At 52.1% G+C, this 12,636-nt stretch carries 10 protein-coding genes; 5 read left to right on the top strand and 5 right to left on the bottom strand.

Annotated elements, in window-relative coordinates:
- Positions 1-13 precede the first annotated feature (13 nt).
- The 5 genes from I8J30_RS33900 to I8J30_RS05610 all read left to right on the top strand — a co-directional run bounded on the left by I8J30_RS33900 (position 14) and on the right by I8J30_RS05610 (position 7,885).
- Complete coding sequence (locus I8J30_RS33900; RefSeq protein ID WP_210656245.1) at positions 14-2,110, top strand: YIP1 family protein; 2,097 nt, start codon at positions 14-16, stop codon at positions 2,108-2,110.
- The gene (locus I8J30_RS05625; protein WP_210656242.1) at positions 2,100-4,403 is read left to right on the top strand and encodes a DUF5696 domain-containing protein; all 2,304 of its coding nucleotides are present in this window, start codon (positions 2,100-2,102) and stop codon (positions 4,401-4,403) included. Before I8J30_RS33900 ends, I8J30_RS05625 begins: the two co-directional genes overlap by 11 nt.
- Entirely contained in the window at positions 4,400-5,335 is a 936-nt protein-coding gene (locus I8J30_RS05620; RefSeq protein WP_338044820.1) for a carbohydrate ABC transporter permease, read from the top strand. Before I8J30_RS05625 ends, I8J30_RS05620 begins: the two co-directional genes overlap by 4 nt.
- Before the next feature lie 8 nt (positions 5,336-5,343).
- Positions 5,344-6,402 (top strand): carbohydrate ABC transporter permease, encoded by a 1,059-nt coding sequence (locus I8J30_RS05615; protein WP_240547876.1) that lies wholly within the window; start codon positions 5,344-5,346, stop codon positions 6,400-6,402.
- A gap of 202 nt (positions 6,403-6,604) precedes the next feature.
- Entirely contained in the window at positions 6,605-7,885 is a 1,281-nt protein-coding gene (locus I8J30_RS05610; protein ID WP_210656240.1) for a copper amine oxidase N-terminal domain-containing protein, read from the top strand.
- 160 nt (positions 7,886-8,045) lie between these two features.
- On the opposite strand, the gene cyoD is transcribed toward I8J30_RS05610, so the two are convergent.
- The 5 genes from cyoD to I8J30_RS05585 form a co-directional block, all read right to left on the bottom strand.
- Complete coding sequence (cyoD, locus tag I8J30_RS05605) at positions 8,046-8,381, bottom strand: cytochrome o ubiquinol oxidase subunit IV (protein ID WP_210656239.1); 336 nt, start codon at positions 8,379-8,381, stop codon at positions 8,046-8,048.
- A 1-nt stretch (position 8,382) separates the two neighbouring features.
- Positions 8,383-9,009: a cytochrome o ubiquinol oxidase subunit III gene (cyoC, locus tag I8J30_RS05600; RefSeq protein ID WP_210656237.1), complete on the bottom strand. Its 627-nt coding sequence runs from the start codon at positions 9,007-9,009 to the stop codon at positions 8,383-8,385.
- On the bottom strand, positions 9,009-10,979 hold the full coding sequence (locus I8J30_RS05595) for a cbb3-type cytochrome c oxidase subunit I (protein WP_210656235.1): 1,971 nt from the start codon (positions 10,977-10,979) through the stop codon (positions 9,009-9,011). The genes cyoC and I8J30_RS05595 overlap by 1 nt, the downstream gene beginning before the upstream one ends.
- A gap of 17 nt (positions 10,980-10,996) precedes the next feature.
- Positions 10,997-12,031 (bottom strand): ubiquinol oxidase subunit II, encoded by a 1,035-nt coding sequence (gene cyoA / locus I8J30_RS05590; protein ID WP_210656233.1) that lies wholly within the window; start codon positions 12,029-12,031, stop codon positions 10,997-10,999.
- Between the two features lie 291 nt (positions 12,032-12,322).
- Complete coding sequence (locus I8J30_RS05585) at positions 12,323-12,574, bottom strand: hypothetical protein (protein WP_090981875.1); 252 nt, start codon at positions 12,572-12,574, stop codon at positions 12,323-12,325.
- Positions 12,575-12,636 lie beyond the last annotated feature (62 nt).

Raw genomic sequence — 12,636 nt, 5'->3', positions numbered from 1 at the left:
GGGGGACTAGAGTGTGAAAGCCAGGAAACGTTCCATGTACGCCTTACTTCTTGGGTTCTGTCTCTTCCTTCTTGTGCTTCCCGGGGTGGCAAATGCCGCGCTTCCTTACTGGACACTGTCGAGCGATGCGAACGGACGGTGGATTTGGACGCCCGACGCGTTTGTTCCCGTTCAAGCTTGGACCGGCTTTAAAGACCCCGAGGATCTGTTTGTTGCCGAGGATGATGCGATCTTCGTAGCAGATACCGGCAATGACCGGATCGTGGAGTTGTCGCCGACAGGTGAGATGGTACGGACATTCCCCGATGTCTCGAAGTCGGAGGATGGGAAGATAACGAATCCTAAGGAGCAGCTTCGCAAGCCTGAAGGCGTGTTTATCAGCAAGGAGGGCGAAGTATATATTGCCGATACGGGAAGCCGGCGAATTGCGGTATTCGATCGCAATGCGAAGTTTCTGCGTGAGTATGTCGAACCTAAAGACCCTGCGATGTCCAAGTCGTACTCCTTCATACCGGCAAAGCTCGTACTGGATCGGCGGGGGTATATATACGTGGCCAATAAAGGCGGCTATCAAGGGCTGCTGCAATTGACGCCGACCGGTCAGTTTGCGGGCTTCTTCGGCTCGAACAAAGTGCCGATGGACTGGATTCAGACGTTGAAACGCAAGTTCTATACCGATGAGCAGCTGAAGAGCGAACAGCTGCTGCTGCCCGGCGCGATAACCGATATGACGGTGGACGCGAATGGATTTATTTATACGGTCAACCGCGATATGCGAGATGGACAGCTGCGGCAGCTCAATTCCGGCGGCGTCGATTTGCTGGGCAACTTGAACTTTGCGCCGTGGCTGGTGCCGCCGAACAAGTTGTCTTTTACAAGTGTTGCCGTGGATAAGAACGGCATTATTACCGTGCTTGAGGCGGCTCGCGGACGCATCTTCCAATATGATTCCAAGGGCAGGCTGATCTTCCGGTTCGGCAATGCTTCAACCGGCGAAGCCAGGCTTGGTTTGTTCAAGCGAGCAACTGCCGTCGGGCTTCAGTCCAATGGCAATATTCTCGTCGCGGACGGGGAGCTTGGCGATATTCAGGTGTTCAAACGCACCGAATTCGGCTCGAAGGTGCATGAAGCGGTTACGTTATTCGCGGATGGGCAGTATCAGAAAGGCGAGCCGCTCTGGCGGGAAATCCTGCTGCGCAACGCCAATTACGAGCGGTCTTACCAGGGCATCGCGAAGGCCGACTTCTATGACAATGACTATGAAGGCGCGATGAACTATTTCTCCAAGGCATTTGATCAGAAGGGCTATTCGGAAGCGTTCTGGCAAGTGCGGATGAACTGGCTGATGAAATACTTTGCGCTCTGCATGAGTATTTTGGTCGGGCTGCTCATCGTCGTATTTGGCGGAAAGCGGCTGGCGGTGAAGCTCGGTTGGTATACGCCAAAGCGGAAGCAAGCGACCCGTGTGGACCGAACGACTTTGCACGGTTGGCGGGAGTCCGCCCGGCAAGCGTTCCGCATCCTGCGTCATCCCGTGAACGGTATGACGGAGATCGGCGAAGGGATGCGAATTAAGCTGACAGTGGCGTTTATCATCGTCATCTTAAGTTTCGGCTTCACGCTGATCGGGAAAGCGATCGCCAATTTTATTTTCGTCGAAACGCGGTTTCAGGAGCTGAATCTGTGGTCGGAAGCTCAAAATTTCATCCTTCCGTGGTTTATCTGGGTAATCGGGAGTTATCTGACCGGCTCTGTCTTGAAAGGACAGGGGACGTTCCGAAACGTGTTTATCGTCAACAGTTTTGCCTTGATGCCGATCGTGGTCATCAATCTGCCGGCTCAGCTCATCTCCCGTGTGCTGACGCTTCAGGAATCGGTTATTTACAACTTAATCGTGAACGGCATGTATGCGTGGATGTTCATTCTGCTCTTTATCGGCACCATGTGCGTGCATAACTACAACCTGAAGGAAGCGATAAAGATGGCGACGGTTTCGCTCTTCACGATGGCCTGTTTATGGATATTCGGCTTCGTGCTGTTCGGTCTCGTGTACCAGTCGGTCGACTTCTTCCTGACATTGGGAGAGGAGCTGATGGAACGTGTGGCTTAAGAAACCTTGGGTTCGCAAACTAAGAAATCGTCTTATCGTGCTGGCTGTCATCGCGCTCGCGCTGCTCTGGATGTATCGCCATGAGGCACCTGCGGTCACGTCCATCTCTAACTATTCCGGGGCAGATGCGGCGGCGTTTATGTCAAAGCTGTCGATGTCCGGTGATGCGCCAACCACGGAGCAGATGAGCTATGGCGGAGCGACATGGTACAAAATGAGCGAGCAGCGTGCGGGCAGTCTGTGGCTCGATCCGGCTGCAGGTCAAATTGCGGTGAAGACGGCGGTAGGCGAAATGTGGCTGAGCAATCCTTCCAAGGAAGATCAGGAGCAAGATCCGACAAAAGGGCAATGGAAGAAGAATGCGGCTTCGCCGATTCTGGTCAATTACTACAATCTGGACACAAAAGCAGAGGAAACTGCCAATACGATTGACTCCGAGGCTGTCATTACGTGGAAGCCGATTGAGAACGGCGTCGGCGTTCGTTATGAGATGAAGCAGCTTGGAATCTCGGTCTATCTTGAATATGTCATGGCGCAGGATGGATTCGTCGTTCATTTGCCGCAGGAGGGAGTCACCGAAGGCGCGCAGTTCCAGGTGGTCAGCTTGTCCGTTCTTCCGTTCTTCGGTGCGGCGCTTGATGACGGGCAGGGCTACTTATTCGTGCCGGATGGACCGGGAGGCCTCATTACGTTCGGCAAGAAGCGGGCGGCACTGACCTTGCCTTATGACTACCCGGTCTATGGCCGCGATTGGTCGATTCCAGCGGTGGACAATTCCTATTTCAGGGAGAGCATCAACTATCCGGTGTTCGGGATGAAACGCGGCGATCAAGGGTTTATCTCCGTCATCGAGCAAGGGGAAGCAACCGCCAACATTGTCGCCATGCCGTCCCAGCTCAAAACCAGCTTCAACAACGTCTATGCGAAGTTCAAGTACCGCAACCATTATTTTCTGCAAAAAGGGCTCGATCCGAACAATGTAAACAGCGTGTATGAGAAAGCGCTCAATGTGTCCTCGTTCACGATGCGTTATCTGTTCTTGGAGAAGGATGCATCCGATTACGTGGGGATGGCGAAGCGATACCGCACTTACTTGGCGGATACCCGTAAATTGACGGCAGGCAACGCTGCAGGCGCTCCGCCGCTGACGCTGGATTTCATCATGGCGGCAAGCGAGCAGCCGACGCCGCTTGGGGCCAGCGTCGTTGTCGTGAGCACGTTCGACGAAGTCAAGAAGATCGTCGATGACCTGTATGCGGAAGGCATTCACAGCATGCGGGTGAACTTGAGGGGATGGCAGAAGGGCGGCTTTGCCGGCTCCATTCCGGACCGCTTCCCGATTGACGGGAAGCTGGGGGGCCGCTCAGGCTTCCTCGCTTTGCAGAAACATTTGAAGGAGAAGGGCATCCCTCTTGTGCTCAATGACGATCTGAAGATCGGCATCGATTCCTTCGGCAGCGGCTTCTCGCCGAAGAAGGACGGCGTGCGGCAAATCACGGGCAAAGTCGTGAAATTTTATCAGAACGGCGATTTTTATAATCAAGCCCTTTATTATTACACGATTAATCCTTGGAAGGTGTTCGAGGACTATTTGCCCGGTATGATCAAGGATTGGCAGGGGCTATCGGTTGGCGGGGTTGCGTTAATGGATGAATACGGCGACGGCTTATTCAGCGACTATATGCCCGGACGCACCTCAAATCGCTCGGAGACGGCGGCGCTGACGAATCAGACGCTGGATCTGCTGCGAAGCAAGCTGGGATGGGCAGGCACATCGAACCCGTTTGCGTTCTCGATCGGCCACGCGGATATGTTCTATAACTTGCCGCTCGATTATAACTACGATCTGGCGATCGATGAGCGTGTACCCTTCTATCCGATGGCGCTGCACGGTCTCGTTGCCTATACGTCCGGCTCGGGAACGCTGCGAACGGATCCCGGCACGGAGTTTCTGCGTGAGCTGGAATACGGCGCGCTGCCATATTACGTCGTCACAGCAGGCGACATTCGCGATCTTAGCCGCACGACTTATTCCGGTTATGTGAGCGGGCAATATCAGCTGGTGAAGTCACAAATGGTCTCGGAGTATAAAGCTTTTGCCGCAACCGGCGGGGACGTATGGAACTCTTATATGGACGGCCATCGCAAGCTGGCGGATGGGGTGTACGAGACGTCGTATGAGAATGGGACGCGGATCATCGTGAACTACAATGAGCAAGCGTACGCGTCAGTGGATGGGGTAAAAGTCAAAGCGAACAATTATGCGGTTATAAGAGGGGAGGTGGGCAAGTGAACGGTGACGTTTCAAGAGAAGCCGTATTGCCGGTCGAGTCGCTCCATCGCAAGGAGCATGCCCGCCATAACCGTATTCGGAAGCTGAAGCTGGCCATCGAAGGGTACTTGTTTCTGCTGCCGTGGCTGATCGGCACGGCAGTGTTCATGCTTTATCCGCTGGGGAACTCCCTGTATATGAGCTTTACGAAGGTGAGCGTGGCGACGGACGGAAGCGGGCTGCAGTATGATTTTATCGGCTGGGATAATTTCAAGTATGCCTTTATTTATGATAATGAGTTTCCGGTCGATATGTTTCTGTTCGTGCGGGAAATGGTGCTGACCGTTCCCATTACGGTTATCTTCGCCCTTCTGATCGCGATCATGCTCAATCAGCAATTTCGAGGCCGGATGTTCTTTCGGACATTGTTCTTCTTGCCGGTCATCTTCGCAACGGGGCAGGTGCTCACGGCGCTGTTCGATCAAGGGCAGGCAAAGCTTCCCTTCGCCGATCAATATCACATCGCGGATATGCTGTATGAAGTTCTTCCGGTTAATATTGCGGAGGTGTTGGTGGAGCTGATCGGCAAATTCGTTATCATCCTATGGTTTTCGGGCATTCAAATCATATTGTTTCTGGCGGCGTTTCAGACGATTCCGGCTTCGGTCTATGAAGCGGCCCGGATTGACGGTGTAACACCATGGGAATCGTTCTGGAAAATCACCTTCCCCTCCACGGTGCCGTTCGTGTTTCTCAATCTGGTCTACACGCTGGTGGATCAGACGGCAAGTCCATTCAATCCGATTCTGAAGTTTATCTCCACGAATATGGCGGATCCGGAAACCGGCTTCGGGTATGCGAGTGCACTGGGCTGGCTGTACAGCGTCATCATCTTGATCCCGATTATCTTGGTGCTGCTCGCTGCGAAACTTCAGAATAAAGGAAGAAGGTGACGACGAAGATGCCGAATCCGAATAGCGCACCGAACCCCGAAGGTTCTGCGAATGCGAAAAATAGTACGGCCGGACTGGAGAAGCTGCAAGGCCAGCTCTCGGACCTGATCACGCCATGGACCGGACGAGGGATGCGTTACTTGAAGCGCGAGCACAAGCTGGAGAGGCTTCGCGTCTTTATCCTTGGCAGACAATTGACCGACGGGGTTATATTCAAGAGCCTGCTGTACATCATCTTAACGAGCGTCGCGGTCATTTATTTGCAGCCTGTTTTCTACATGATATCGACCTCGCTCAAGACACAGTCGGATCTGCTGGATCCGACAGTGAACTTCTTCCCGCGAGTACTCGATTGGGATAATTATGAGGTCGCTATACGGGGACTCAAATATGTGCAGGCGCTGTGGCAAACCGCGTTAATTGCCATTCTGGCGGCGCTCTTTCAGACCGTATCCTGCGCGCTGACCGGCTATGCGTTTGCCAGACTGTACATTCCGTTTAAGAACTTCTGGTTTGCGATCGTGCTGCTCACTTTCCTCATCCCGATCCAGACGATGTTTATCCCGATCTATGTTCTTTACGCAAAGCTCGGCTGGCTGAACACGCCGCTGCCTTTCTTGATCCCGGCTTTGTTCGGCCAAGGGCTGAAAGGCGCGCTGTTCGTCATGATCTTCCGGCAGTTCTTCGCGACGTTTCCGAAGGAGCTGGAAGAGAGTGCGCGGATGGATGGTTCAGGTGCTTTCCGAACCTTCTACCGCATTATGCTGCCGCTCTCGCGTCCCGCTATGCTCGTTGTCGGTTTGTTCTCCTTCGTGTGGCATTGGAACGATACTTTTGAGCCGTCGATGTACTTGAAGGATGTCAGCTTGATCATGATGGGCAATCAGATGGCGCAAATGCCGACGAACCTGCAGACGATCGCGGGGAATGCGCTGGTGCCGTTCGATCTCATTGAGACGCAGATGATGGCTGCGGCGTTTCTCGTCATCTTACCGCCGCTGCTGCTATATGCCTTTGCACAGCGCTATTATGTCGAAGGTATCGAGCGGACGGGGATTGTAGAGTAAATCGGATGTTGAGGGAGCTGACCTTGCGGGGTCAGCTTTTTTTGTTTGCGAATAATGCTAACACATCGTAGAGGGCGAGCCGAATGCCGGATGGAAGCGTAGCATGCAGAAATCGTTATTCAGGGAATCGCGCAACTTTTCAACATTGAACTCGTCATAGGAGGATAGAAATCATTGTACGTTAGGAAGCGGGAGGCCGAATATGAAACAGTTCGAGCAAATCATACGAAATAAGACGCAGCAGAGGAGAACGGGGAGGCTGTTTGCCGGCTGGCGTGCCGCTATGCTTGGCGCTGCGCTGTTTGGGTTGTTGGCGCTTCCTACGCTTGTGGCTGGAGACGGCGTAGTTCATGCCGAAGCCAGCGCGCAAGCGGAGAAGCCGGGCAGCAACAGCTTGGCAGCGAAGGCCGCTGACTGCAAGCCGCAAACGATAAAGCAAATTTATCCGAGTTTAGGAGATAACAGCTATATCCCTTTGTACGGGGCACGCGATGAGGATCAGAAATCCTTATCCGCAGTCTGCAGCATTTTGCAGCAACTAGCGACTAAGGGGAAAGCCGAAGCGATGCCGGCACCGGAAGGCGGACGTAATTTCCGGAATCAGATGGATATCTATTTTACGGACGGCGCCTATTTAACTGTTTATGAAGCTGGGAGTGGAAAATTGGCCGTCGATCAAGGGAAAGAGCGGCTAGTACTGAATGATGCCAAGGCGTTTGCTGATTTTATCCGTTTGGAAGTGTTACCGGATAATTCCGGAGGTGTACCTCAATCGGTGCATTTCGGGGAACCGCTGCATGTCACCGGCAACAACGTTGCTTTTGAATCGTTCGAGATCCAAATTTTCTGGACGACCACACTGAACAACCGCAGCTCGGTCCTATCAGCCAAAGGCATTCACTTTCCGGCGAAATCGTCCTTGCTGCTCTATTCGGGAGCGCACAAGTTTGGCCGTTACGACTTCACGTTTACGATGCCGGCTTACGGAGAAGCATTCGATGGTTCACTACAGCCGCTTCTTCCGGGGGATGGCGTTATATCGATCGCAGCATCGGTGGGGAGTGGATCGATAAGCGGAGGGGCAACGTCCGGGATCAAATTGCTTCCGGCTAGGAATATTTTTCTTTCAATCAACGGCGTGCCTTCAGCCGATCCGTCGCTTACGCCGCTGCTCGCCGGCGGTCATGCACTCGTGCCCGTACGCGCCATTGCGACGTTATCTAAGGAGAACGTCGAGTGGGACGCGGCAACTAAGAGCGTTCTCATTCGCACGAAGCAGGCGGCGGTCAGCGAATCCTCCGGCGCGCAACTGTGGATCGATGGAATAAAGGCTGCAGCAGACCTGCAGCCGATTATCCATAATGGCAGAGCGTATGTGCCGATTCGCGCGGTAACAGCCGCATTCGGCTTGCCGGTCGTATGGGATGCCGGTACGCGGAGTATCCACGTATCCGTGGCAGCTGCACAGAAGAGCTCAAGTTAAACTAGACTTTTAAAAGTCGCTCATTTCATGTAATTGTTACTTTGACGTTTATTCTGCGGAGAGCATGAAGAAGGTGCCATTAGACAAAAAAAGAAACCCAACGTTATCAACGTTGGGTTTCTTTGCAATCCGGGAAAGCTGCCGAGCTGTCGAGACCGTACTACATTCCATTGTTCGTCATGATCCAGATGGATCCGATGACGATCGTAATGACGACAACTAAGCCGAGTAGGAGCGTCATCAGATTATAACGAGGACCATGTTCTTCACGCAGATGCATGAAGAATACCAGCTGGAGGACAAATTGCAATACGGCTGTGCCAAGAAGCACCGCGACTGCAGCTTTACCTTCCATCCAGTGGTTTAACACAATAAGCAGCGGGATGATCGTCAGAATAATGGACAGAACGAAACCCGTGACATATTCCTTCAATGAGCCATGGCCGCCTGTTTGGGCGCCGTGTTCACCATGCAATTCTTTGCCGTGCTGCGCCATCTCACATCACCCCCATCAAGTAGACGATCGTGAATACGAAGATCCATACCACATCGAGAAAATGCCAGTACAGGCTCGTAATCGTGACTTTACGCTTCGTGACCGGTGTAATTCCGTGGCGCGTAAGCTGAATGATGATGCCCGTTATCCAGAAAATACCTACGGTAACATGCAATCCGTGCGTGCCGACGAGCGTGAAGAAAGCGGACAAAAACGCGCTGGTGCTGATGGTATGACCTTCATGAACAAGCTTCACGAATTCGCTCACTTCAAGCCCGATAAAGCAGGCGCCGAGCAGAACGGTAACAATCAGCCAGCCAATCAAGCCCTTACGGTTGCCTACATTCATAGCGAGAACCGCCAGACCGCTTGTGAAGCTGCTCGTTAACAGAATAAAGGTTTCGACGATAACGCCGGGCATTTCAAAAATCTCTTTCGCATCCGGTCCGCCCGCCGTGCTATGGTGCAGGACCAGATAAGTAGCGAATAACACAGAGAACAGAATACAGTCGGTAATAAGGAAAATCCAGAAACCGAATTTTCGAAGCTCCTCCAGATCATGATGCCCATCATGACCTGCCTCGTGGGCAAGAGCCTGCGAATGCGGATGGTTAGCATGATTCGACATTACACAGTCCCCCTTGCCGCAGCTTCCGTGCGTTTGATTTCATCCACTTCGATATAATAATCCGTCTTGTAATTGAACGAGTGCGCGAACATTGTTGCAGCAACGCCGACGAAGCCTGGGATAGCGATCCAGAGCCAATGGAAGACCAGACCGAAACCGATCATAAACCAGAAGATCGATTGAATGAATGGGATTGCCGAGTTGCGCGGCATATGAATCGGCTCGAGCGGCGGTGTTGCCTTCGGTGCTTGACCGGCAGCGATGCGCTCTTTTTCCTCCCACCATTCGTCTCTATCCGAAACCGTAGGTGTAATCGCAAAGTTATACAACGGCGCCGGTGAAGGAATCGACCACTCCAGCGTACGAGCATGCCATGGATCGCCGGTTGTATCCTTTTCCATAAACTTGATGCTGTGCGCGATTTGCCACACTTGGAAGAGGAAGCCCAGACCCATCAAGAAACCGCCGATGGTCGACGTGAAGTTGAGCGGCCACCAGCCGCTGTCCCACGTGTAGCTGTTGACTCGGCGAGTCATACCGTCAAGTCCCAGGAAGTACTGCGGCATAAAGCAGACATAGAAGCCGATATTCCAAATCCAGAACGCCCATTTTCCGATTTTCTCATTCAGCTTGAAGCCGAACATCTTCGGCCACCAGTAGTAAAGACCGGCGAAGTATCCAAAGGCAACCCCGCCAATAAAGACTTGGTGGAAGTGGGCAATCAGGAAGTAGCTGTTATGGAACTGAAAATCTGCCGGGGCTACCGAAAGCATGACCCCGGTCATTCCGCCTGCAACGAAGCAGGGGATAAACGCGATGGTCCACAGCATAGGAGTGCTGAATCGGATTCGGCCGCGGAACATCGTAAACAGCCAGTTGAAGATTTTCACGCCTGTTGGGATTGCGATAATCATCGTAGTTATGGCAAAGAAGATATTTACGTTCGCCCCCGAGCCCATCGTGAAGAAGTGATGGAGCCAGGTGAAGAACGACATCAGGCTAATGCTCATCATAGCAAAGACCATGGAGGCGTAACCGAATAACCGTTTCTTCGAGAACGTCGCAACGATTTCGGAGAATATCCCGAACGCAGGCAGGATAACGATATAAACCTCCGGATGTCCCCACATCCAGATTAAGTTAATGTACATCATGGCGTTGCCGCCGCCGTCCATCGTGAAGAAATGTGCGCCTAAGTAGCGGTCCAAGAATAAGAGCGCAAGCGTTACCGTCAATACAGGGAAGGCAAGAATGATCGTGATACAGCTTGAAAGCACGGACCAGGTGAAGATCGGTACTTTCGACCAGGTCATGCCCGGAGCGCGCATTTTGACAATCGTTACGATGAAGTTGATCCCCGTCATCAGTGAGCCGATACCGGAAATCTGAATGCCCCAGATGTAGAAGTCTTGCCCGACTCCGGGACTGCCGGTCATCTCCGAGAGAGGAGGATAGGACAGCCATCCCGCATTCGGAGAACCGCCGATAACAAATGACATATTGAACAGCATCGCGCCCATAAAGAACAACCAGAAGCTAAGGGAATTCAAGAATGGAAACGCGACGTCGCGAGCCCCCAATTGCAACGGGACTGCGATGTTGAATAAACCGAACATGAGCGGCATCGCCATGAAGAGCACCATAATAACGCCGTGTGTTGTGAACACCTCGTTATAATGTTCCGGCGTCAGAAACTTCATTTCCGGAAAAGCAAGCTGGGTCCGCATCATTAAGGCATCGACGCCGCCGCGGAACAGCATGAGCAGTGAGGCAATGATATACATAATACCGACTTTTTTATGATCGACCGTAGTCAGCCATTCGCGCCAGAGCCAGGTCCACTTCTTGAAATACGTTAAGACGAAAATAATCGAAAGCGCAGTTAGCGTGATTGCGATGTCCGCTCCATAAATCAGCGGGTCGCCGGTAACGAAGAACCACGAAAAGAAAGATTTGATTTTTTCAAACATGGTACTGCCTCCTTTCATTATTCGTTCATGTCCATCCCGGACATGTCGTGGTCGGAATGGTTATTTTGCGGATTCTCATCGGTTGGAGATTTCGAATCGGTTGACGGCTTTTCCTCGGTGGACGGTTCCCCGTCGGTACCCAGTGCATGCTCATCACTTAACGTTCTTGCTTTCTGCCCCATACCTGCCGGTGCGCCGCGATTCATGGAATAATCGTGCACGATCCGGTGGAAAAGACCTTCGGGAATCGAGGCGTATGTGACCTGACCGGATGTACCGGGCTTCGCGAGCTTCTGGTAGCCATCCTCGGTCAGTGCGTTGCCGCTTGCTGCCGCTTGCTTTTCCCATTGATCGAAATCATCCTGCGATACGGATTTAACCGTAAAGGACATCTTGGCAAATTCGCGTCCCGAGAAGTTAGCGCCGCTTCCCATGAATTCTCCCGGTTCGTCAGCCTGCAGGTGCAGCGTCGTCGACATACCGGACATGGTGTAGATCATCCCGCCGAGCTGAGGGACCCAGAAGGAGTTCATCGGTCCGTCAGAGGTTAACTCGAATTTGATTGGCGTGTCTTCGGGTATGACCAGATAATTAACAGTCGCAATGCCTTGCTCCGGATATTGGAACAGCCATTTCCAGTCGAGCGATGTTACTTGTATGGTAATCGGCTTTACCTCGGATTCAAGCGGCTTAGCCGGATCCAAATTATAGGTGTAGCGTGCCGTTACGATTGCCAGCACCGCAATAACTACAATCGGAATGCCCCACCAAATGGTTTCCAGCTTCGTGCTGTGTTCCCACTTTGGTTGATAAGAGGCCTTGTTATCCTTCTTGTCGCGGTAGCGCCATACGATCCATGCCGCCAGCAGCAGCACAGGCACCATCACGACAAGGCAAAGCAGCATGGTGAAATAAATCAAGTCCCGCTGCTGGGCTCCGATCGGGCCCTTAGGGTCGAAAACAGCGATCGATTGACAGCCCGAGGTCATCACGGCAATGCCCGCCATGGTAGCGAGTCCCGCAAACCTTCGTATGATCTTTGCAATTTTCATTCTCTCATCTCCTAACTTACCTTTAAGCTCACCGAGATTCTCATTACCGAATAAGTTTGTGATTTCATTCACTACCTTTTCAAAAAAATAGTATCACGTTCTGCGCGCCGTGTGTGTGCTGTTAACAAAGGCGTCAAGATAACGACTTATTTCTGTAATAATCTGTTCAATGGTTTGACTTAATTGGACAAATAAGAAGAGGACTGCTCCCAGTTAGCTGGAAACAGTCCTCTTATTTGGGGTTGCTGAACGATACTTCCATCCGGCAACCAGATGTTATTCTTCTTTGTGTTACTCCGATAGAGATTCCGAGCTGCGCTTGTGCACCAGGCTCATCGCCGTACCGATCATGTAGATAAACACGCTGCCTACCATGAAGCCAACACCGGACATCAATGTAGCATTGCTGTCGCTAAAATCATTAATATTGAACAAACACAGAACCAGCCCAACACAAAGCGCTGTCCATGCAGCGATCTTCATTACGAAAAACAATGATTTCCCGTCCCGCTCTGTCTGCTGTTTAACTGCCACATTAGCCATCGTAATAGTCACTTCCTCGGTGAGAATGATCTGATCGAATTAATTATGTCTAATTATAACAC

The organism is Paenibacillus lignilyticus (assembly GCF_017942085.1).
GTDB lineage: Bacteria > Bacillota > Bacilli > Paenibacillales > Paenibacillaceae > Paenibacillus_Z > Paenibacillus_Z lignilyticus.
Note: the sequence above shows the minus strand (reverse complement) of the source record. Positions and strands in the feature narration are given on the sequence as shown.